This is a genomic window from Exiguobacterium sp. s83 (assembly GCF_018617095.1).
In the GTDB taxonomy this organism is placed as follows: domain Bacteria; phylum Bacillota; class Bacilli; order Exiguobacteriales; family Exiguobacteriaceae; genus Exiguobacterium; species Exiguobacterium profundum.
In genome coordinates this window covers 64755-87912 of record NZ_JACSJP010000005.1, presented here as the reverse complement: position 1 = coordinate 87912, position 23158 = coordinate 64755, and the positions used below count along the sequence as shown (strand labels likewise).

The 23158-nt window shown below is 46.0% G+C and carries 24 protein-coding genes; 7 read left to right on the top strand and 17 right to left on the bottom strand.

Translation table 11 applies throughout. The features are described 5' to 3' along the window. Positions 1-75: 75 nt before the first annotated feature. Positions 76-681, bottom strand: coding sequence for a flavin reductase family protein (locus tag KNO73_RS13835; protein WP_078146246.1), 606 nt, complete (start codon positions 679-681; stop codon positions 76-78). Between the two features lie 237 nt (positions 682-918). Here KNO73_RS13835 and KNO73_RS13830 point away from each other — a divergent pair, with 237 nt between their 5' ends. Both KNO73_RS13830 and KNO73_RS13825 read left to right on the top strand, forming a co-directional pair. Continuing rightward, the gene (locus KNO73_RS13830) at positions 919-2760 is read left to right on the top strand and encodes an ATP-binding protein (RefSeq protein ID WP_078146245.1); all 1842 of its coding nucleotides are present in this window, start codon (positions 919-921) and stop codon (positions 2758-2760) included. A 197-nt stretch (positions 2761-2957) separates the two neighbouring features. Further along, positions 2958-3275: a hypothetical protein gene (locus KNO73_RS13825; protein WP_078146244.1), complete on the top strand. Its 318-nt coding sequence runs from the start codon at positions 2958-2960 to the stop codon at positions 3273-3275. A gap of 47 nt (positions 3276-3322) precedes the next feature. On the opposite strand, the gene KNO73_RS13820 is transcribed toward KNO73_RS13825, so the two are convergent. Beyond that, positions 3323-4588 carry a tetratricopeptide repeat protein gene (locus KNO73_RS13820; protein WP_214685755.1) on the bottom strand — a complete coding sequence of 422 codons (1266 nt, stop codon included), beginning with the start codon at positions 4586-4588 and terminating at the stop codon, positions 3323-3325. A gap of 264 nt (positions 4589-4852) precedes the next feature. Between KNO73_RS13820 and KNO73_RS13815 the strand changes: the two genes are divergently transcribed. The 3 genes from KNO73_RS13815 (at position 4853) to KNO73_RS13805 (ending at position 7562) form a co-directional block, all read left to right on the top strand. Further along, positions 4853-5530 (top strand): hypothetical protein, encoded by a 678-nt coding sequence (locus KNO73_RS13815; RefSeq protein WP_214685753.1) that lies wholly within the window; start codon positions 4853-4855, stop codon positions 5528-5530. Between the two features lie 54 nt (positions 5531-5584). Then, on the top strand, positions 5585-5887 hold the full coding sequence (locus KNO73_RS13810) for a hypothetical protein (RefSeq protein WP_015880690.1): 303 nt from the start codon (positions 5585-5587) through the stop codon (positions 5885-5887). A gap of 172 nt (positions 5888-6059) precedes the next feature. Continuing rightward, positions 6060-7562, top strand: coding sequence for an N-acetylmuramoyl-L-alanine amidase family protein (locus KNO73_RS13805; RefSeq protein WP_214685751.1), 1503 nt, complete (start codon positions 6060-6062; stop codon positions 7560-7562). Between the two features lie 22 nt (positions 7563-7584). On the opposite strand, the gene KNO73_RS13800 is transcribed toward KNO73_RS13805, so the two are convergent. Further along, on the bottom strand, positions 7585-8115 hold the full coding sequence (locus tag KNO73_RS13800) for a GNAT family N-acetyltransferase (RefSeq protein ID WP_353047989.1): 531 nt from the start codon (positions 8113-8115) through the stop codon (positions 7585-7587). Positions 8116-8133: 18 nt separating this feature from the next. Continuing rightward, positions 8134-8961 (bottom strand): CPBP family intramembrane glutamic endopeptidase, encoded by an 828-nt coding sequence (locus KNO73_RS13795; RefSeq protein ID WP_251025012.1) that lies wholly within the window; start codon positions 8959-8961, stop codon positions 8134-8136. A 139-nt stretch (positions 8962-9100) separates the two neighbouring features. Here KNO73_RS13795 and KNO73_RS13790 point away from each other — a divergent pair, with 139 nt between their 5' ends. Then, on the top strand, positions 9101-11449 hold the full coding sequence (locus KNO73_RS13790; protein ID WP_214685745.1) for a bifunctional diguanylate cyclase/phosphodiesterase: 2349 nt from the start codon (positions 9101-9103) through the stop codon (positions 11447-11449). A 37-nt stretch (positions 11450-11486) separates the two neighbouring features. Here KNO73_RS13790 and KNO73_RS13785 read toward each other — a convergent pair whose 3' ends face one another. From KNO73_RS13785 to glmS, 6 genes are all read right to left on the bottom strand, one after another. Next, entirely contained in the window at positions 11487-12635 is a 1149-nt protein-coding gene (locus KNO73_RS13785; protein ID WP_215112650.1) for a mannitol-1-phosphate 5-dehydrogenase, read from the bottom strand. Continuing rightward, positions 12636-13067, bottom strand: coding sequence for a PTS mannitol transporter subunit IIA (locus KNO73_RS13780; protein ID WP_215112649.1), 432 nt, complete (start codon positions 13065-13067; stop codon positions 12636-12638). Between the two features lie 47 nt (positions 13068-13114). Continuing rightward, complete coding sequence (locus KNO73_RS13775) at positions 13115-14536, bottom strand: PTS mannitol transporter subunit IIBC (protein ID WP_214758737.1); 1422 nt, start codon at positions 14534-14536, stop codon at positions 13115-13117. A 167-nt stretch (positions 14537-14703) separates the two neighbouring features. Continuing rightward, the gene (locus KNO73_RS13770) at positions 14704-16734 is read right to left on the bottom strand and encodes a BglG family transcription antiterminator (protein WP_168169829.1); all 2031 of its coding nucleotides are present in this window, start codon (positions 16732-16734) and stop codon (positions 14704-14706) included. Then, positions 16724-16993: a PTS sugar transporter subunit IIB gene (locus tag KNO73_RS13765; RefSeq protein ID WP_078146232.1), complete on the bottom strand. Its 270-nt coding sequence runs from the start codon at positions 16991-16993 to the stop codon at positions 16724-16726. Before KNO73_RS13765 ends, KNO73_RS13770 begins: the two co-directional genes overlap by 11 nt. Positions 16994-17137: 144 nt before the next feature. Then, positions 17138-18934 (bottom strand): glutamine--fructose-6-phosphate transaminase (isomerizing), encoded by a 1797-nt coding sequence (gene glmS / locus KNO73_RS13760; protein WP_215112648.1) that lies wholly within the window; start codon positions 18932-18934, stop codon positions 17138-17140. Positions 18935-19346: 412 nt separating this feature from the next. On the opposite strand from glmS, the gene KNO73_RS13755 reads away from it, so the two are divergent. Continuing rightward, positions 19347-19682, top strand: a complete 336-nt coding sequence (locus tag KNO73_RS13755) for a hypothetical protein (RefSeq protein WP_078146229.1) — start codon at positions 19347-19349, stop codon at positions 19680-19682. Between the two features lie 31 nt (positions 19683-19713). Here KNO73_RS13755 and KNO73_RS13750 read toward each other — a convergent pair whose 3' ends face one another. Genes KNO73_RS13750 through KNO73_RS13720 form a run of 7 tightly spaced genes read right to left on the bottom strand, consistent with a single transcriptional unit; the run spans position 19714 to position 23114 of the window. After that, a complete protein-coding gene (locus tag KNO73_RS13750) occupies positions 19714-20457 on the bottom strand; it encodes an endonuclease/exonuclease/phosphatase family protein (RefSeq protein ID WP_215112647.1) in 744 nt (247 codons plus the stop codon). A 26-nt stretch (positions 20458-20483) separates the two neighbouring features. Next, positions 20484-20954, bottom strand: coding sequence for a hypothetical protein (locus tag KNO73_RS13745; protein ID WP_215112646.1), 471 nt, complete (start codon positions 20952-20954; stop codon positions 20484-20486). Next, positions 20941-21459, bottom strand: a complete 519-nt coding sequence (locus KNO73_RS13740) for a hypothetical protein (protein WP_074032517.1) — start codon at positions 21457-21459, stop codon at positions 20941-20943. Before KNO73_RS13740 ends, KNO73_RS13745 begins: the two co-directional genes overlap by 14 nt. Then, positions 21438-21908 (bottom strand): hypothetical protein, encoded by a 471-nt coding sequence (locus KNO73_RS13735; protein WP_215112645.1) that lies wholly within the window; start codon positions 21906-21908, stop codon positions 21438-21440. The genes KNO73_RS13740 and KNO73_RS13735 overlap by 22 nt, the downstream gene beginning before the upstream one ends. Beyond that, a complete protein-coding gene (locus tag KNO73_RS13730) occupies positions 21892-22341 on the bottom strand; it encodes a hypothetical protein (RefSeq protein ID WP_215112644.1) in 450 nt (149 codons plus the stop codon). Before KNO73_RS13730 ends, KNO73_RS13735 begins: the two co-directional genes overlap by 17 nt. Continuing rightward, on the bottom strand, positions 22342-22770 hold the full coding sequence (locus tag KNO73_RS13725) for a hypothetical protein (protein ID WP_074032520.1): 429 nt from the start codon (positions 22768-22770) through the stop codon (positions 22342-22344). Continuing rightward, complete coding sequence (locus KNO73_RS13720; RefSeq protein ID WP_215112643.1) at positions 22767-23114, bottom strand: hypothetical protein; 348 nt, start codon at positions 23112-23114, stop codon at positions 22767-22769. Before KNO73_RS13720 ends, KNO73_RS13725 begins: the two co-directional genes overlap by 4 nt. Positions 23115-23158: the final 44 nt, after the last annotated feature.

Genomic DNA, 23158 nt, shown 5'->3' with positions numbered 1-23158 from the left:
GCACCCAAATGCGCTTCCTATTTCTTTACCCAAAAAACGTGTCCGTTCTTTAGAAAAAACGGGCACGTTTATCGATTATTCTGGGCGCTTCACATCAAATAGTTCCCCAAGGGTCGCATAACTATTGCCCGCCATCCGACTGACAGGCGCTAGCCGTTTGGCATCGATGCGTCCTTGACTGTATAACTCTCGATCAATATGAAAACGGACAATTCGTGCAATCAATAGATCGGCAGTCGTTTTTCCGTCATGTTCAATCGGCAAGTGATGATGGAGCACACATTCAAAACGGATTTTCGCTTCTTTGACCCCTGGCGTTGAAATCACATCACTCGGTTGAAGCGTAAAGTCCGTACGAGATAGCTCACTCTCATCTGACGCAAGGTTGGCGGCCGTTTCGTTCACGTTGATGACGTTCGTCTCATCTACGACATGAATCACCAGTTCATTCGTACGGAGTGCGTTACGCGCCGTGTCTTTCATCACGCCATCTTTTCGTTGAACCGAGACAGAGACGAGCGGAGGATTGGATGCGACTACATTGAAGTAGCTAAACGGGGCGGCATTAATCACGTCCCCATGTTGTGTTGTGACAAACGCAATCGGTCTTGGAACAATACTGCCAATCAAAAATTTATATGTGTCTCGTTCAGTCAAAGCAGAAGGTTCAATCGATAGCATAGACTCACACTCCTTTTTATCTTAACTTCAAAATAATCACTTCATCAGACAATGTCAACGCAAAGCAGGTTGACACGTGTACATTTCATGTATTTTGGGTAAATCGCATTATGTGTATATGATTTTAAACACTTCGTATAAGCAAATTGTTTCATTTTCCCTTCCCGGTCTCATAGAATTCAGGGCAAGGAAAAGATGACCTATCGTTTTTTATGTTCAAGGAAGGAAGTAGAACGAATGATCAGCAAGTGGATTGAACAATTGAACAGTCGTCAAATACTCAGTATTTTATATAGTGTCTGTGGATTCAGTCTGGTTTTGACCTTGATTGGGGCCTGGTTCGTTCGAGATGGGAATGTCTCCACTCTCGAACTCACTGCTCTCCGATGGATTTGGATGATTGGGCTCGTCATGTTCATCAGTGCCATCTTATTAATCGGACGCCCGCTCATCAAACGGATGGCCGACCAGAACAGCAGACTGAAAGCGAAGAAAGAAAAGCTCGAAAACGTATTGAACGAATCGAAATTAAACGAAATCAATCTTCAATATCGCAATGAGTTGATTGAAGTATTGGCCTCGAAAGAATCACTATTCGATTACTCTTCTGTCATTGAAAAGATTGTGTTGCTTACAAAATCTGAGTTCGGTGCCCTCTTACTCACCAAAGACGGAGAAATCACGTCTGTCGTACCGAAAGAGATGACCGAAGATCAACAAGAAAGTCTAAAGAAAGATTCCCTTTTGCTTAAACGAGTCATGATTTCAAAGTTACCGGCCGCCACTTCTAAGCGGGTCGTCGATGCGTTACACACGTATCCATATTATATCTATGAGACGGTCATTCCTATCATGGACCCATCGGATAATAGTCTGATTGGCTGTCTTTACTTGGCTCGTTACGACGAACAGTACGATGCCAGTGAAAAATCGGAGTTGAACGCATTCGCAAGCCAACTCGCCATCTCACTTCTCCGCATGCAGCTTTATCGTCAGATGCAGCAGGATCGAAAAGAAACAGCGCAACTCATCAACTCTGTACGGGAAGCCATTTTGTATGTGAACTATGAAGATGATACGGTCGTCGGCAATCGCGCCTTCATCCGCATGTTTGATGATTTACACTTCGACTACAAAGGATACGAAGAACTCTCTGCCATCGATATCGATATCGAACAGCTGGCGGAACGGGTCGATCAGCATGAACAGTTTGTCCGATACTTCGAGCGCGTCTTCACACAAGACCCGCCGGAAGACGGACTGACGATTTCAATCGACCAAGGCGATTGCTTCATTCAACTTTATGCTGAAAGCGTCTATCGGGACCGCAGACTTCGTGGAACGATGCTCGTCTTACGTGACGTCACGGCCGAAACGGAGATTGATCGGATGAAATCTGAACTCGTCTCGACCGTCTCGCATGAATTACGGACGCCTTTGTCCTCGATTTACGGATTTACCGAGCTGATGCTGTCACGTGATTTGAAGGAAAGTCGTCGTGAACTGTATTTGAAGACGATCCACGATGAAGCGAAACGCCTTTCCTATCTCGTCAACGATTTCTTAGATCTTCAAAAAATGGAGTCTGGAAAACAAGCGTTCGAGTGGGAACCGGTCGACTTATATCAGCTCGTCACAGATAGTGTCGCGTTTTATCAGGAAACGACGGACCGACATGAGCTGTTCATCGACACCGATACCGAACAAGATTTCATTATTGATGCGGACTTAGAAGGGATGCGTCAATTGCTCGGCAACCTATTAAGTAACGCCATCAAATATTCGCCAGATGGCGGGAATATCCTTGTATCGCTCGAACGCGTAGATGAAGAGGTCGTGATGAAAGTAAGAGACCATGGTATGGGAATACCAAGTGCCTCACTCCCTCATCTCTTCGGTAAATTTTATCGAGTCGATAATTCGGACCGTCGAAAAATCGGTGGTACCGGACTCGGTCTCGCAATTTGTAAAGAAATTGCCAAAGCGCATGAGGGTCAACTCCATGTCGAATCGATATATGGAGAGGGCAGTACATTCATCTGTGAACTACCAACCTCAAAAGAGCACATCATGCAATAACACGGTCATGTCGACCGTGTTATTTTTGACTCTTTTTTGCCTAATTTGGAAGGAATCCTTTGACAATATATAGAAAGGAAAGAAACCGATGCATTTTCGTGGATGTAGGATACCCTATCCATTTATTTTTACACGTTTTAAGCCAAAAACAAGATATACTGATTATAAAGAGATTGCTAGGATCGGAGGACTTGCCATTGGATCATCGTGACCCGCCTTTTTCAGAGATTGGAGATTTTAATCAATTGGGACGTTTTGAGATTGACGTACCTCACATGGGGGAGCAAGCGAAGTTTCAATCTGCCGCTGCTTTGATTCGGAAGCACGTGCCATTACGCCTTGGTGGATTTTACATTATTGCGAGCGAAGAGGAAATTTTGCATAGTGGTTCACATGATGCGAATCTTCAAAAACATTTGATTCACCTATTACAGCAGGTCCTTAACGGTCATATAGAAGACGAACGCCTCGTCCAAGAACAAGTGTGGACTGTGCATTATTTCACGACACCATAAAAAAGAACTCGATTTAAGTATCATTACTTATCTCGAGTTCTTTTCATTCACTCCCAACGTGACATCATTGAGATTGTTTTTTCATAGTATTCTGTAGCAAGTTTATATTTACCTGAACTACGTAATTCTCTAGACAGCCATAATGCGTATTTATGTGTGTAATATTCATCGTAGGCTTCAAAATAATCTACTGCTTTTTTGAGGCTATGAATCAGCTCATTTTGATCACATTTCTTATACTTGTTTACATAGATATCGAAGTGAAAGTCAAACTCAATTAAGTCCTCTTTGTTGCCTTTTAATTCATAACCAACTGTTAACCACTTCATAATACCCTCGATGTCATTTTGAGCAACATTTACCTCGAGTAAAGACATCACACTATAGAGTTTACTTTTTGCACCTTCTTTAACATTAAAACTATCAAGAAAGTATTGTTGTGCTTTTTCTTGATCACCAATTAAAAAATAGATATCTCCCATGTTATTGTAAAGCATTCCATAGTAATCATTTAAGTTTGCCTTATCCGCTACTTTCGCTGCTTTTTCGTAATGCTCTAACGCTGTGGTGTATCGTTTACGTCGTTTAAATGACAAACCGATAATCATGTGTGATTCGATGATTCGTTCGAGACAAAAATTCTCTTGGAAATACTCGAGTGCCGGTTTTACGTAATCAATCGCTTGCGAATAATCCGTAAATCGGTGATAAAGTGCGCCCATCACATATCGCATATCTGCTTTTTCCCAGTCCGGAAGACCCGAATCCGCCATGTCCTTCCCTACTTTTTCTAATAGGTTAACAGTTGTTTCACGATCAGCAGATTGATATAAGAACATGTAAATGCACTGTATCAAATCATAACGTATTCGATCATCATTCGATAACTGATCTTTAATCCAGCCAACTTCGATTAAATATTGAACATTTCCACCTGGTGTGATTCCAAATCGCGCCAAAGTGATCAACAATGTGACATACAACTCTTTTGACTGTAAAACAACAGGATTCGTTTTGAATTTTTCAATTCGCTTAAAGTATTTTTCCTCTTGTCTTGATAATAACGCTTCCTTCAAAGTGTCACGAATTTCTTTCTTCGTTTGATCTATTTTCTCACTAAAATCATAATAAAGTGGAACATCTAGTTCTAGCCGTTCAAAAATCAATTCCAATACTTCATCACTAGGTGTTGTTTGGTTATTTTCAATTTTACTTAAATATGAAATCGAACAAATCCCTCTAGCAAGCACAGACTGCTTCATATTTTTTCGCATGCGTTCCACTTTGATTAAGTTTCCAAAATTATATTCCATATCAAGCAGTAGCCCCTTCGAACTAAAATAGTCGATTTTTTTAAAATAAATTAGTCTTTTTGTCATACGTTCAGGAAATTCATCTCAAAAAACCCGTCTAATAGAGCACTTTTAACAGAAAGTTTCCCAACCGAATCATCACCTTTTAACAAAGATGACATGATAATATTGAACTAGTAAATACAGTTTCTACAAATTACCTAGTCAATTTTTACTAAATCGCATATTTCATTTCAATCATCACTACGGAGGTGAAAATGACAAATGGGAAAACTAAGTTTCTTACTTGCCGAAGACTACATTAAACCTAAAATTTATTTTAAGTCAAAGCAAGTTCCAACCGTAAATACAATGTACACTCCTGAAGATCATGATAACTTTTCAGGGTTAGAACATCTAACCCAGTTGTTATCTTCTCCTAGAGGTTTTATTGTAAACGCTTTTCAAATTGATTACTATCAATCGTTACCTCGATTGATTGCCAGGTCTATAAAACATATTCATTCATTTAAAAAGTTATACATTTTAGGACCTGAACTTTCTCTTTCAATTTTAAAACGAAGTACAAAAACAATTTATGAAAAACAGTTGCTTGATTATGAATATATTAATGTTGAACAAGATCCTGATTTTGTAACGAATCAATGTATCACATTACTTGAAGAAGGACATATTTTGTATATCTTGCCCGAAACATCAGTTTGTTGGAGACCAAATTTAATCACTGAAACTGATAAGATATCACATTCTCTTTGCAGTACGCTATTGAGTCAACAAGTAAATGTTTCTATTCTAGCGACTGCTGTAAAAAGTGAATCTGAAAAAGTAGTGATTTTTCCTGCCAACATCCCAGATGCTTACTCAGGAGATATGGAGACACGTATATATCAGCAATCTGAAACACTGTACCAACTGTTCGATTCTTTGAAAGCCGATGAATAATCAGGATTTTCTGCTTTAAAAACATAAAATAATTGTTTAATGGAGGTTTTATTGATGAAAAAAGTAACAGGAGTACTATTTATCGCAACAGCAGTTTTACTTTTAGGAAGTTCTGTTAGACCATTAGTGGACGATATGCCTCGCATCGTCAAAATAAATGAGCCTATCAAATTACATGTTGACGATATGCCTCGTATCGTTAAAGTGAATGAACCAATTAAACTTTTCGTTGATGACATGCCGCGCATTGTTAAAGTAAATGAGCCTGCTAAATTATTCGTCGACGACATGCCACGCATTGTTAAAGTAGATGAACCAGTCAAACTACTTGTTGATGATATGCCACGCATCGTATAAACTGATTTGCTCAAGACGCCTCGTGCGTCTTTTTTATTTTAGAAAAAAGGTAAATGAATTATATATTTCCCTCCATTTTTTCCTTTTTACTTATATAATAAGCAGGGACAACCTAGATGCACTCTCATACGCCGCCCTTGTCACCAGTTTAATGAGTAAAGGAGTTTGAACATTGAATGAAACAAAACCGTCATGGAGTTTAAAGCTGTTACTTAGTTCTTCACTTGCAATATCCGGGACAGCGATTGTCCCGTTCCAATTGGATTCTTCCGGCATTCAATCGACTGTCGCCGAAGCCGCCTCGACCTATACCACTACCGCCAACTTAAATCTTCGCCTCAGCGCAGCTACTTGGAGCCCAGTCCTCTTGACAATCCCATCTGGCTCAAGCGTCACGTATATTAGTACATACGGTTCGTGGTACAAAGTCAGTTATGGAGGCAAAACAGGCTATGTCGCTTCTCAATATGTTTCGGTCTCGAACACTTCTGCTTACTATAAGACAACAGACCGATTAAATATGCGCCTCACCGCTGCTTCATGGAGTGATGTGGTCACCGTGATCCCTGCCGACGCGACCGTGAAGTATGTCAGTCGTTATGGGTCATGGTATAAAGTGACGTTCAATGGAAAGACGGGCTATGTCGCTTCTGCTTATTTAACACCTACGAGTGACCCAGTCCCACCTTCGGACTACTATAAGACGACTGCCAACCTGAACCTGCGTCTCAGCGCCGCTTCATGGAGTTCCATCGTCACAACGATTCCATCGGGTGCGACTGTCAAATATGTGAGCCGTTACGGGTCATGGTATAAGGTCACCTATAATGGGAAAACCGGTTACGTTTCTTCTGACTATTTAATGGCGACGACAGCTCCCGTCACTCCGTTTTCTTATTATAAAACGACCGTGAACTTGAATATGCGTCTTAGCGCCGCTTCATGGAGCGATGTCTTGACCGTCATTCCAGCTGGATCGGTCGTCAAATATGTCAGCCGTTATGACTCGTGGTATAAAGTCACATACAACGGCAAAACCGGGTATGTAGCATCCGAGTACTTGAAACCTACGACTGTTACGACACCAACGGATACAAACGGAACCGGTAAAACGGTCGTCATCGACGCAGGACATGGTGGAAACGATCCTGGCGCTGTCTATGGCTCTGTTTATGAGAAAGTGATTGCACTTGATATTGCGAAACGTCTAGCTGGCGTCTTATCGAGCACCTATGACTACAACGTTAAATTGACTCGTTCGAACGATACATACCTCTCCCTTGAACAGCGTGTGTCACTCAACAAGTCTTATAAAGGGGATGTGTTCGTCAGTCTTCACGCGAACTCTTCCGTTTATAACACGGCACATGGACACGAGGTACTCGTCCCGACGTCAGAAAGTTATACGACAAACCCTTACGTTTCCGCTAGCCGTAGTCTCGGCTCAAGTATCAACAAAGAGATCGCTTCACGGATTTCCACGATTCAAAACCGTGGGGTCAAGTATCAAAATGTATACGTAGTCGGACGGAACGTTTCACCTTCTACCCTTGTCGAATACGGATTCATCAGTAATTCAAGCGACCGCTCACATTTAACGAGTACGACATATCGTCAACGAATGGCTGAAGCAACGGCATCCGGCATTCATCAATTCATGCGATCTTATTACTAAAAACAAGGAACTTAGCACTCAGCTAAGTTCCTTGTTTGATATGGACTCGCCAAATCATATGGGATGCCCCAGGTCCCCAATAATGTTCGAGGATATGAGACGGCTCACCCAATCGTTTCTGCCAATAGGCTTGTGCGCTCGGGAATCCGGCATCTAAATAAAAGACCTTCTTCCCTCGAACCGAAATTTCACGCATCATCTCTTCTAACAGGAATTGCCCGACACCTCGCCGCTGCATTCGTGGTGACACATAGACACTCCCTAGCTCAATCGCATCACGCTCAATTTGTATGTTGCCTGAGATGATATCATTCGGAGGTAATAACGCCCCTGCTCCGACAAGGATTCCGTCCTCTTCTACAACGTACAGATCAACGGTGTCATCATCGAAATGATCTTGAATCGTCGTGTTCAGACGCGCCACTTCTTCATCGAGCAAATCGGCATCTTCAAACCGCTCTCGTCGAATCAAGTCACTCAAACTCTCCATAAATAAGCGCTGCAAGGATTTCACGTCTGATTGTTCGAGTGCACGAAAATTCAAGACGGCCACTCCCTTTTCTTTTTTGTTTTACTCTTTACCCTCACGAATTCGTTGCGTAACACTCGGGTACGAGGGAATCATTTCTTCGAGCGGCTCATAATTCAATTTACCGTACGTTTTCCAAATGACTAAAATCGCAGCGGTCCATAATATGATTGTCAAATGAATAAACCCGATTGGATAACCACTTTCCGCTTCGAACCCGACCATCACGAACATTACGTTGAACATCGTATGCATGAGAAAGGCCGACCATAAATTGCGCGACGAACCGTTGTATACCCAAGTCATGATGATCGTATATGCCATCACGGCTAAGCCATACGCCCAAAATGACAAATTCGCCTGTCCTGTTCCAGCCATGAAGAAGAGCGGAATATGCCACATCGCCCAAAGGACCCCCAGTGACAGGCTAGCTAGAAGTGGAGAGAATCTTGATTGTAAGGCGTCCAGCAAATAGCCGCGCCATCCATACTCTTCCTGCAACGTCCCTCCGAGAAATAGCATATAGAAGAAGTATGGGACGACCCACCACGGTTCTCGAACGAGTAGGGCACCGCTTCGATCCGTCCACCAATACGCTACGAGAAATAAGAACGGAACCAACAAAAAAGGAATCGCATACGCCTTCCAACTCATCTGGAACTGAATGCTTTTCCGAAGAAGATGTGTCACCCCTTCCCCGCCCCGAAGTCGATACATCGTGAGAAACCCTGCAATGCTTGGACCAAACGCCCCTAAAATAACGATGACCATGATTGGTAAATCGGTCCACCAGTACAAACTTCCCCATATAAGCCATGAGTAGCCGAATGAGACCAATAAGAAAAAGTTGATGTATTTGTTTTTATACATAATCAGCACCCCTTCAGCAATGTAGTACCCGTTATTTGATTGGAAGAATAGCATTTGAATCTTTTTGTATGTAATTATAATTGTTCGGCATATAATGAAGTGATGAATGGATTAAATAACCCTATGAGGTATCGACACTATGGAACAGATTAGCACGCATACAACAAGTCACAATGGATTTTTGATGATACTCGCTTTTCTCATTGCCAGCGTTTCAGCCTTGATGGCACTCGAATTAGCGAAGCGGGTCACAGGAGGTGTGACAACGTCTCATCGTACTTGGATTTTATTTGGTGGTACCACGCTAGGTCTTGGCATCTGGTCCATGCATTTTGTGGCCATGCTCGGTCATGCGTCCTTACATGAGAGCACCTATTCGATTTGGCTCATTATCGGATCAATGATTCCGGCGATTGTCGGGTGCATCCTGTCGTTCGGTTTGATTTCTCGCAAGACGACATGGATGTCCTTACTGCAATCTTCCGGTTTGATGGGATTTGGAATCGTCAGCATGCATTATATTGGCATGAAAGCCATCCAAGGTGTTCAATTGGACTTTGATCCCTTATGGGTATTGATTTCAATTGGTATCGCTTGGGGCGCTTCCTTTCTCGCCTTATGGGTAGGTTTCTTTTCGTCCTACGCTACGGCACGGACATCCTTGCCCGTTAAACTAATGTTCTCCCTTCTGATGGGGACAGCTATTTTCAGTATGCACCTTGCTGGAATGCGGGCAACGACTATCATTCCTGATGCTTCACCCGCCAGGCAGGTTCCGATTGATCCGACCCTACTCGCATGGTTAGTCACGAGCATCGTGTTTCTCTTATTCGGGATGTACTTTATTGCGTATACGTTAGAACGACAAATCCAAAAACGTGACCTTTTTCAAACGACGATTTTAGAATCGACAACGGATGCTGTAGTGACGACGACAAGCGATGGTGAAATCCAATATCAAAATCAAGCGTTCGCTCACTTATTCGAGGGACATGCGACAGAACCCTTTTTTCAGGATTATCATCCTTTGCTGTCGGCTCAACAGCCGTTCTATCAGCCGGTACAAATTGACACGAATCATCGTACGTTAGAAGTGACGTCTTATCCACTTCAAGATGGTTCAAACAATCAAGTACTCTGGTTTATCCGAGATGTGACCGAAGCAGTCGCCTCTCAGCGTCTGATTGAACATATGGCTTTTCACGATGCATTGACGGACTTACCAAATCGGCATAAACTGGATGCCCTCTTGAAGGAATGTATCTCACAAGAACGTTCGGTCGCCTGTTTATACATCGACGTAAACCGCTGGCGTTTCCTAAGTGACATTCTCGGGCATCACGGAGCAGATGAGTTGATCATTCAAGTCGCTGACCGCCTCAAACATACGATTCACCCAGACGATGTATTGACACGAATCGGACCATCCGAGTTTGTCATTTTACTATTTGCGCAACGCAGTTCGCTCGCTCATCAAAAGGCTGAAAAATGTATTAAGGCGATTTCATCCAGCTTCGACGTGGATGGCACGACTCTTGAATTGACGATGAGTGCGGGAATCAGTCATTTCCCTAAGGATAGTGCTTCTTCCGAAGAACTTATTCAATTTTCTCGTCTTGCCGCTGATGAATCCAGACAAGATGGAGAGAATAATATCAAATTATTCGAAGAATCATCACGACCTCAACTCTTGCGCAATATCGAGATAGAAAAAGCACTCGTCACCGCACTAAGTAAAAACGAACTGACACTTGTCTATCAACCGAAAATCGATTTGAAGCGGAATCGATTAGAAGGCGCGGAAGCGTTACTTCGATGGCAACATCCACAAATCGGAAAGGTTGCGCCATCTGACTTCATCCCGATTGCGGAAAACACGGGGTTAATTCATTCGATTGGTCATTGGGTCATTCGGGAAGGTTGTCGCGCTTGGGTGCGTTGGCAACGAACTGGGATACGTCCCTTTACATTATCCCTTAACGTTTCCCCGCTCCAATTTGCGCGCGAAGACTTTGTTGATACGCTACAATCCATTCTTTTGGAGACGGGGATGGACCCGATGTATCTCGAATTGGAAGTGACCGAGTCCTCGATGCTTTCATATGAGGCCTCGACTCGTGAAAAACTGACACAGTTGCATCAGCTCGGGATCCTCATTTCTCTCGATGATTTTGGGACCGGCTATTCTTCGTTCAGCCAACTTCGGGAACTTCCTGTGCAAGTATTAAAAATCGATCGGTCGTTTATCGAGAACCTGTTCACCGACCGCAATCAAGAGGCCATCGTCCGCTCGATGATTCAACTCGGTCACAACCTTGGTATGAAAGTTCTCATGGAAGGTGTGGAAACATCCGCCCAACTCGAATGGTTACTCAAGGAATCATGTGACTACGTGCAAGGCTACTACTTCAGTCTTCCGTTGTCTGAGACAGACGTTCCGCTTCACGTAAAACAAACAACGACCTATCTCGAATTCGGGAAACACTAAAAAATCGCTTCTGTCAGGTGACAGAAGCGATTTTTTATTAAGACACATGTTCTTTTTCTTCTTCACGAATCAAATGATATTGATCGAGAATCAACTGAGTCAACGTGTCCCCTTCACGAAGATGAAGGTATTTTTCAATCGTTGACGAGATGCCGTGTTCTTCGATCGACAAATTCAGCTCCGATGATTCCGAATCCTCCGGGTTGTAGTAATGAAGGGCTGCTGCAATCCCGTAAGCGAGTTCGTTCGGCTCGATGCCGTTATTCATCAATTCACGTGCCGGCTTGACGAGACGGTCGCTCGGTCCTAGTTTACGAATCGGTGAACGCGCCACACGCGACACTTCATCCTTCAATTTCGGGTTTTCAAAACGCTTGATGATCTTTTGAATATATTGGCTATGCTCTTTCGCCTCGAATCCGTATTTCTCAAGCAATAACCACCCTGTCTCATACAATGCGCCTTGGACGACTTGACGCACACGGCGATCTTGCAGCGCCTCGTCAATCGTCGCCTTTCCGAACAACGAGCCGATATAAGAGGCGATGGCGTGTCCCGTATTGACCGTGAATAATTTTCGTTCGATATACGGTCCGATTTCTTCAACCCATGTCACACCTTGAATCGGTGGTTGTTCGTTGAGCCCTTGTGTCTCGATGACCCATTCATGGAACGTCTCGACTTCCACGTAAAGCGGATCCTCATGTTGTTGTAGCGGGACGATGCGGTCGACTGCTGCGTTCGGGAAGAAGACATTCGCCTCCCCGACACCACCACACGCCTCTACTTCTTGGCGAAGAATTGCACTCCCACCAATCATGTTCTCACATGCGATGACATAGACCGGTGCATCCTCGACTTCACGAGCACGAAGTCCTTCACTGATCAAGGGTGCCACTTTTGAGAGGAGTGACGGTCCGACAGCCGTCGTCACGAGATCTGCTTCTGCAATCAAGTCCACGACCCGAGCTGGTTCTTTCAAACTGTTGACACCGCGAACTCGGTCGACGACGACACAATCGACGCCATCTTCCGCAAACCCGACCTCATAATGACGTTTTGCCTCAAGCGCTTCGATGACCGTGTCATTGATGTCGACAAACGTCACCTCGTAACCGCTTTGGTTGAGCAATAATCCGATAAAGCCTCGTCCGATGTTCCCTGCCCCAAAGTGAACAGCTTTCATTTACGCCACCTCTTCCATAAAGAGCGCCAAGATTTCTTCCTTCGTTTTCGCCTGAACAAGACGCTCTACATTGCTTTCGTCTGAGCATAGAATCGCGATTTGCGATAGGAGCTCTAAATGTTCATCATTCACGCCTGCAATTCCGATGACGAGTTTGGCCGTTTGACCTCCAAAGTCGACACCGTCTGGTACTTGCAGGAACGAGATCCCCGTCTTCTGAACCGCTGATTTCGCTGCTTCTGTACCGTGTGGAATGGCGACGTGATTTCCGATATAGACGTTTGCGATCGCTTGACGTTCATGCATCGCTTCTACATACTCCGGCGTCACACAGCCGGCGTCTTGTAGGACGGCTCCGGCTGCTGTGATTGCTTCCTCTGTCGTAGCGAGTGTTTGGTTAAGTCGAATCATCTCTGTTTGAATGAATGGCATTTTAATTTCCTCCTAATGGCTAAACCGTGTCTCTATCTGTTCTGAGTTCAAGAAATTTTGCTACGTTCCGCTTTAATTTCTTCTACTAATTGGTCATAGTAATCGGCGTTCAAGAAGTTCGTGACCGAACGATGAATCGCATTCGGCGCTTGCGCTTCCGCGCGCTCCGTCAAATCTTCGTGTGTGATGACAAACTGAGCACCTTTCGGCAAGTTGCTGATGGACGTGTTCGTCACTTTGATTGGCAAGTTCGCTTTGTTGACCTTGTTCCGAAGAACCGATGCTCCCATGGCACTCGATCCCATCCCAGCGTCACAAGCGAAGATGATATGGTCGACTTTATCAAGACGATCTGTCACGAGAGCCGATGCGTAAGACTGCTTGCCTTTCATCGCACTCACGTTTTGTGTCGCTTCTTCGAGTGATACTTCCTCTGCTGCGCTCGATTTCAAGATAACACTAGCCACAGCGAACGTGACCGCTGCTGACAAGAGAATCCCTGCCACGAGTCCGAGATATGAACCGCGTGACGCCATCGCAAGAATGGCAAAGATACTACCTGGTGAAGCCGGTGCGACGAGACCGACATCAAAGAGTACGAACGTGAAGATCCCTGTTGCGCCCCCTGCGATCATCGCAAGGATCAAGACTGGCTTCATCAACACATATGGGAAGTAAATCTCGTGAATCCCACCAAGGAAATGAATGATGGCTGCACCCGGTGCCGTACGTTTCGCTGCACCTTTGGCGAAGAACATATAGGCGAGAAGTAATCCAAGACCTGGTCCTGGGTTCGCCTCAAGTAAGAAGAGAACGGACTTTCCAGCGTCTGCGACTTGATCGACACCAAGCGGGCTCAAGATCCCGTGGTTGATGGCGTTGTTCAAGAAGAGAACTTTTGCTGGTTCGATGAACAGACTTGCGACCGGAAGCAATTTCGCGCCGACGATCCAGTCAACACCTGCCGCCATGACTTTATCGAGGGCGCTCATGATCGGACCGAAGATTTCAAATCCTCCAAGCATGAGAAGACCACCGATGATTCCAACTGAGAAGTTGTTGACGAGCATTTCAAATCCCGCTTTAACTTTGCCTTCAAGGGCACGGTCGACTTGGCGGATGACATAACCACCGAGTGGACCCATGATCATCGCACCGAGGAACATCGGAATGTCGGTACCGACGATGACCCCCATCGTGGCGAGTGCCCCGACGACACCGCCTCGTACGTCATGAAGTAATTTACCACCAGTGAAACCGATGAGTAATGGTAAGAGATACGTGATGGTTGGACCAACGAGTTCTGCTAATTTTTCGTTTGGCCACCATCCTGTTGGAATGAAGAGTGCTGTGATAATCCCCCAGGCAATGAAGGCGCCGATGTTCGGCATGACCATCCCACTGAGGAAACTACCGAACCGTTGTACTTTGACTCGGACCCCGCCCGAGCTTGCTTGCGTATTCGCCATGTATAAAACCTCCAGTCGTTTAAATGTGAAAGGTTGAATGTGTAGTGTAGCTAACCGGTTTGTGCTCTACACCTGTATTGTATGCCTGGAGTAAGCGCTTTCTCAATTCAATCCAGTTCACACTTTGGCAACATTTTGTGCCAAACAAAAAAATGACCATGGTTCGGTCATTTTTCGTACAACGTCTCATGAATCATTTTCTTCATGCATTCGTGTAGGAGTAAACGAAGATCTTCTTTCGTTCCCGTGCTATAAAGACGCATATGCTCCTCACTCTCAATGAGCGACCCGCTGATCGCACTTAGGAACTGAAGCTCGACGTCACGTGCTTCTTCCGGTGCCAGCAAGACAAGAAGACGTGTCACCGGTTCGGTCGACTGATCCATCATAAGGAGTGGGATCGATGTCGTTAAATCAAACGCAAACACACTCGCCTTCTCAATCGAGGCATGTCGTCCGTGGAATAACGCCAGTTTCGTACCAGGCACCCCAAGGCCCGCGACCTCGTGACGACGAAGCAGTTGGGCAGAGAGCTGAATTCCGCTTTGTACGAGGTCACGTTCTTCTAAATGTGTACCGATATCAAGCAAGATATCTTCTAAACGATCCGTATTATTGAGCGTGACCAAATCGAACTGGTCATCCATCCGCTCGAACGTCTCGACCAATTCCCCGAGTTCTGCGAAATCAAGCATCGTTGAACGCGGCTTCGTTGCGAGTGTCTGAAAGGATTGCGGTAAAGATAGTAAAAGATGACGGACGCGCTGTACTTCTTCACTCGTCAACAACGGATTGACAATCAATGTCGGTACCGAGAGTGGTGGTAATGGCACCGTCGACAAGATGACATCATATTCCTCAAGTCGGTGCTGTTCGAGTCCGAAAAGTGATGAGTTGACGACGTCTTGCATCTCTGGGAACTCTTGGCGTACCCGATTGACGAGCATCTTCGACGAACCGAGTCCGGCCGAACAGATGACGAGCGCCCGATATTCGCGGCGGCGCACCGGTTTGACGAGTGCTGCCGCAAAGTGCATCGCCCAAAAAACCGTTTCTTCTTCGGAGAACGTATTCGTCCCAAAGACGATGTCGGCGGCCTGTTGAATCGCCGAACGAAGTCCCGGATAGTCGCGGTCGATGTGGGGCTTGACCGTACTCGTCTCTGGTAGCGCCTGCGTATTCATACTCGAGAGGATGTGAGCAAGCAGTCCTCGTTCGAGAGCCGCGTCATCCGTAAAGGTAAACCCGTAGATGAGCGAGACGTGATGAATCAGTTTATGCACCCGAATCTGCATGATCCAGCGTTCTTCCTCGTCTTCTTTCATTTGATCTTTAATTGAGCGCAGACGATTCGCCTCTTCCGCGAACCAGACGCGTTCCGCCATCGAGTAAGTGATACCGAGAGCCGCTTCCATATCGGTGGCGACTTTCAGATAGTCCTCGGACCGTCCTTTCGTATACATCTCTAAAAAGAATCCAGACGCTAACCGCTCTTGTTGCACGCCGTAAGCGAACGTGACTCGCATGATGGTGCGGTCGTCCATCCGCTCAAACGAAAGGGATTTCAAATAATCATAACCGTCTCGAAGACCTTCAAGCATCTCCTCGCATGGTACCATCTTTAAAAAAGCAGGAATGTAGTCGTCTTCTCCACGGACGAAGCGATAAAATGCGAGCGTGTCCCAGTGGGCAAGCAGAGCGTTGATGAGTAGCTTACGCTTCTCGGACTCATAACCGAGCACTCTAGCCCCAACACCTTTTTTCCGTTCAACTTCTAAATGATACTCTTCGAACCATCGATCCAATTTCTCTAGGTCTTGTGTCAACGTACTCGGCGAGACGTGCATCTGTTTGGCGACCGCCTGCAATTTAAGCGTATCGTTCTCGAACAAGAGACGCCACGCCAGCTCAAATAAGCGGTCCTCGCTCGTCGGGATCGCTTCTGCGGATAAGATGAGGTCTTCTCGTAACTGTTGCTTCGCAGATGGTTTGCCGACCAGGCTCAGTCCATGACCGCGTTGCCAAGCGAGTTCGAGTTCGAACTCTTTTAAGATGCCTTCAAGTAATTGTCGTTCTCGTTGAATCGTGCGCTCAGACAAATTCACTGCTTGCGCGATTTCGGCGAGCGGTGCCGATGTCTCAGTTGCTAATAAGTGTAGTAAAATCGACCGTTCTCTCGTGGTCCACTCATGTCTCATGCTCATCCATCCATTCTTCTACAAGTAGTCGGTATTCCTCGAGCGACAGGAGTTGTCGGACTGACCGGACACATGCGGTCGGATGGGTGACCGGGGTCGCCCCTTCCTGATAGAGAATCAAATCCACCTCATTCGGGATGTTTTGAATCGTTCCGTGCGTAATCGTACAAGACAAGCGCCCCTCGCTTGCCTGTGCGAACAACTTCGCCGCCATCGCACTCGTCACAAATCCGCTATGGCAAGCAATGTATACGTTCATGTCAGCCCTTCTTTCGTCGCTTATCTTTATCTAATCATAAGTTGGAACCGCTTACTTATCCTACTATTTTGCTTGTTGGCAAAGATATCGGCAAGTAGTAAAAAGCACCTCTCCTGAAGAAAGGTGCCTTACACTATGTTCAGTTTATTCGACCGTCACCGATTTCGCCAAGTTCCGTGGCTTGTCGACGTCACAGCCGCGGGCGAGCGCCGCATAATATGCCATCAACTGAACCGGTAAGACGTTAATGAGCGGTGCCAAGAGTGGCTCGACGTGCGGCAAGATGAAGTCATCATTCTCATGTTCCACGCCTTGCATGGAAATGATACAGGCGTTCGCGCCACGGGCAACGACCTCTTTAACGTTTCCACGAATATTCAAGTTCGTCTTCGGTTGCGAGATGAGCGCGATAACCGGTGTTCCGTCTTCAATCAAGGCGATCGACCCGTGCTTCAGTTCCCCACCTGGGTATCCTTCCGCTTGGATATACGAAATCTCTTTTACTTTGAGCGCTCCTTCGAGACAGACAGAAGCGTCAAGCCCACGACCGATGAAGAACGTGTTCGGTGTCGTTTTCAAATAACGTTCCGCGAGGTCTTCGAACAACTCTTTTTGCGCCATGATCGAGTCCATAATGGTCGCAACACGTGCAAGCTCCGGCATCAGGTCGAACGGTAATTCTTTCCCTGTCGCACGAGCGATGTCATACGCGAGAATCGCGAGGACGCCAATCTGTGCCGTGTACGCTTTCGTCGACGCGACGGCGATTTCCGGTCCGGCGTGGAGGAGCATCGTCTCGTTCGCTTCGCGTGAGAGCGTTGAACCCGGTACATTCGTCATAGTGAGCGCTTTATATCCGCGTTTCTTCACTTCGACGAGGACGGCACGGCTGTCCGCCGTCTCACCGGATTGTGATAAGAAGACGAACAACGGACGTTCACTTAAGAGCGGCATATTGTAGCCAAATTCAGAAGAAACGTGCACTTCTGTCGGAATGCCGGCGATGCGTTCTAAAATGTCTTTTCCGACGAGTCCGGCGTTATAGCTCGTCCCACATGCGACGATATAGACACGGTCCGCTTCCGAGACGAGTTCACGCACGCCGTCCGTGAGTTCGATGTCACCGTTCTCGTTCTGGTAATGCTGGATGATGTTGCGGATGACGGCCGGTTGCTCGTCCATCTCCTTCAACATGTAGTGCGCGTACGTGCCCTTCTCGATGTCTGACGCATCAATCTCGGCCGTGTATGGTGCACGCTCGAGTACTTCGCCGTCGAGCGTCTTGATCGTCGCCGACTCACGTGTGAGGATGACGATCTCACCATCGTGGAGCTCGAGGTACTGATCTGTCACCTGGAGCATCGCCATCGCGTCTGATGCGACGACGTTGAACGTGCCGTCACCGATTCCGACGAGGAGCGGTGACTTGTTCTTCCCGATATAGAGGCGCTCTTTGTCCTCTGAGTCGATCATCGCGATCGCATACGAACCGTGGAGGTCCGAGAGCGTCTTGCGGAACGCCGCCTCGACGTCGCCGAGCTCGACGAAGTGTTTCTCCATGAGCTGGACGATGACTTCCGTGTCCGTCTCCGAAAGGAACGGGACGTCGAGCGTGGCTTTCAATTGTTCGTCGTTCTCGATCACGCCGTTGTGCACGAGCGTGAAACGTCCTGTCGTGCTCTGATGCGGGTGGGCGTTCGGCACGCTCGGTACCCCGTGTGTCGCCCAACGTGTGTGGCCGATTCCGATTGTTCCTTCAGCATCAGCCGGTACAATGTCACGGAGTGCTTGAATCCGTCCCACTTCTTTGAACGTACGAACGTTTTCACCGACTAAGGCAATTCCTGCTGAATCATAGCCACGATACTCGAGCTTTTCAAGCCCTTTCAATAAAATCTCTTTCGTTCCAACTTGTCCAATCATTCCTACGATTCCACACATAAACAAATCTCCTCTATTCTTCGATTTCTCGAAAAAGGAAACGGGCTTTTTTGAGTGATGTCATCAAGTCTCGTTTTGTCCGCCCGGTCACCCGAACGTTTTATCAAGACTCTCTCAGTCGTGACACGCGACTGGAAGGCATCCGCCGAAATCTCGATCACCTTCGTCCTCGTCAACTCCGCAGAGTTCTGGCGCTTCCACTTCATATCTAGCCGTTTCTCCAGATACGCTTTCATGCTATCGAGTACAAGGCGTGTTGGATAGAGAAATTGTTAAAGTAGTCGCTAAATACTTTTTTACCGTTCATGTAAAAGTCACCACTTTCACTAAAAAGCCATCAATCCATCAGGTTTTCGAGTAGGGAGAGAACGGGCATGATACAAGTAACGAGTAAAGAAACGAGGGGAAACACATGGGTGGAATCTTCCTATTGATCGGCATTCTGTTATCCGTCTTATCCAGGTGGCTCGAATTTGAAGGCAATAGCACGTTAGGGGATGTCATGTTGTTTCCTGCGATTTTCTTTATGGCTATGGCTTTTCTCTGCAGTTTCCCTTATTTCAAGGAATGGTGGGGTGACCGCTCCACCCGTAAGAAAGCATTCTTTTTCGTGATTTTTGCCGCAGTCGGCATCCTATGTCTGCAAGCCGCTTTCTGGTTTGTCGTTTGGCGCAATCAATGGCTCGGACTTCTTCTCCTTCTTCCCTTTGCGGCATGTGTGGGGTTCATCGCTCGATTATTCAAATAAAAAGAGGATGCGCAATCGCACATCCTCCTTTTTAATTCAGGGTGAAGTCAACCATCACACCGTAATGATCACTCGGTACAACATCCCTACTCGTCCGCATGTCGCCGAATATATCGATATGCTGAACCTCGAGTTCACTACATTCCGAACGTACCAGAATCCAATCATATCGTTCAGGCTGCTCGAGATGAGAAGATTGTAGGTACGGATTGTGCTTTACGTCTAACGTCGGGCGTGCCTCTTCGCCAACAAACGTCGTCACGTCCAGCCACCCTGCATCTGATACATCATCATAGATATTCGATCGAGGATGATCATTGAAATCTCCACACAACACTTCAATCGCCTTTTGGCGCCCCTTGCTTAACCAGTCTCGTACCACTTTCATCTGGCATTCTCGAATCGAAGAAGAGTGCCAGTTCAGATGCACATTCGTGATGCCCCATTCCTGACCGCCGAACGTAAGCGTCACTCGAGTCGCACAATAGTTTGACTCTTCCACATCCTCTGCCCAAATCGCTTCAACTGAAGACAAAGGAATATTACTCAAAAAAGCGAGTCCTTCGTCCGGTGAGTCGGGGTAAGGATGAAAGAAGCAAAACGGATAACCCGTTGCTTCCGCAATATCATGAGCTACACTGCCTTTTTCATAAGAACGGACTTCTTGCAGTGCAATCACGTCCGCGTTGATTCGTTTTACTTCTTGGCAAATCGCATCGATTCGTTTTTGCCATAGCGTGTCATGATTCCAAATGTTATACGTCGCAATCCTCACTTCATATTCCTACTTTCTCGAGTGAGTCACGCGCTCCCCCATTTTTGTTCTTCTCTTAATTCACGTTCTGTGACATAGTTCTCATCAAGTCGGACCATATGTTGTTCATACAATCGATGCATCATTATAGAACTCGGTATGAGCACTGCAATCGTTACAAAGAAAGCAAGCGTCGAGATCTGCTCGGTAACTGTGAAATATAGAAATACAATCACGAACGGATACCCAATCAGTCCAGTAATCGAGTTCCAATGCGCAAGTCGTTTTGCTTCTCTCGATGTCAGATAGCGCTTCTTGATTGCTTCTCGGTCCCACGTCTTCTTCCATGCAGGTAAGGCAGCGATTTCTGAAATCAACAATACACCTACCAACGAAATCCAACCTTTTTCTACAGCGAAGAAAAGCATGAGTGCAAGCGCGCCGCTCATCATACTAACAGTCCACTTTCCCGATTCATCGAATTTAGTCAATTCTCTCATCTGATCACGCTTGTTCACGACGTTGCTCCTTCTCGTATTCGCGGACTTCACGAATTTCTTTTAAATCTTGATCCGTCAAATAGTTCTCATCATAAGACTGAATGACGCGGTCGAACCGCTTCGCCAAGTATTCAATCCCGAAAAACGTCAGCTGGGAAAGGAGAAACATTCGGAACGATTGTGTGCTCGTCGCTTCACTCGTGAAGTAGAAGAGCCCATACATCCCGACACCCGTCAAAGCGAGCGTGTGCGCCATCATTTTGAATGATAAGAGGTTACGCGCCGTTTGATTCTTCACGAAACGAAGCCACATCTGATATCGAACAAAGATACCTGTCAACACGACAGCTAGCACCGCATATAGCGTCCCGGTGATCACGCCGTCCGAGAGTGTCCAATACGAGGCGTAAATCAAAAAACTGACAACGAGTCCGATTCCGATGATTCCGACACCCCATCCGGTCCAGCGATCTACTTTTAAAATCGTGTCGATTTGTGACTTTACTGTTGGTGATGGTTCCATACGTATTCTCCTCCTTCTAACACCTCTTCATACGTCGGCAGCCTTGACTGATGTGCATGAATTCGCTCTTTCCACTTCTTCTCTCGATACGATTTCGTCAACCCCCAAAGGGCGACGATTCCGCCAATTAGGATGAAGGCATCTTCGTTTACATACATTGGGATGAACAACGCAAATAAAGAAACGGCATCAATCCAACAATCAATGAGTCGATAGCGTAACACGCGAGCGACCGCTCGATGTTCGGCAAAATGGCGAATGATTCGATATTCCATATATCCTTTATAAGCCAAGCCCATGGATACGACCAACATGATCGAGATGACCCACATCGCCTGTGTCCGCAACATCACGATGAACGAAATCAAGAAAATGACGAGTACGGGCCAACCAAAGAACCGCTCGAACTGTTTGGCATGCGTTACGGTGAGTTCAAATGGACGATTCATGCGAGACCTTCCCTTCAATCACCTCTTCATACGTTGGAAGCTCTGGTTCAACACGTTTGAGTTGTTTCGTGAACCATTTCTGACGGATTGGACTGAGTAGTCCCCATATCCCAAAAAAGAGACCGATCACGAGACCAAAATCTTCCGCTGTCAGCAGGGTCACCATGAGCGCCGTCAACAAAATCGCATCCACCCATTCGAATACGTATTGGAATATAAGCATTCGATGCGCCTTCGGATGTTTTGTCATTCGCCACATGATACGCATCTCTTGAAAACCCATCACGACGATGATTAAGGAGACCGAACCCATGATGGGAATGAGCCACATTTTATCTAATAAGAGAGCGACAATGACGGCCGTGACATAAAGAATCAAGATGGGTACGGCATACCGTCGCATTCGTCGCATCCACTTTACGTCTTGCTCCACTTATATCGCCTCCTTGTTAAAGTTGATACACTCTACATCTTGTCGTTTTGTCTGCGCCTCCACGTTCCATGTCCATAACATCGCGCCTACGATGAAAACCGTGACACATACATACGCCACGTTTGATGTGAACAATAATTGATGATTCAATGCGAGAAAAAAGGCAACACTGTTGATCCCGTCCCGAGCAAGCTGACGACGATATAACCCTTTCAACTCTGGTTGAAACCCCAGACGCATCTGATAACGCTTCACATATAACATGTTCAGCGGAATGAGTGTGCAGGCGATATACAGCACACCCCATGTAAGGTCATCCGTCCATAAACTGATAGGAAACATGAGTACCACTAATGTTCCAAATATGCCGAAGATCCATTGGTCGAATAAACGCTTCCATGCTTTTTCTTGCGTTATGCGTTCATTCATCTCTTCAACCGTTGTTTCTCGGATTGATCCATCAAAGGCATGCGTTCTCCAAACTGTCTTTGGAAAGTCTGACCGAACACCATCCACAAGGTGAGAACAACAAAAATTGTCAATGTGTCAACTTGCATAATGAGAAGCGCCACCGTGATCACAATGAGGATTGCTGAATCCACTAAATCATATATGAGCTCCCATTTTAGAGACTTGACTTTAATTTTTTCGCTTTCATGCGTACGATGTTTCTGATACTTGCTAACATCTATCCCAATCATCGCGATTCCGACAACAATGAGTGGAACTGTCAACCATACATTACCTTCGAAGTATGACACGGCAAGAGCCATGAGTATGAACGCAAACGAGGTATATTTTATTCGAAGTGATGACT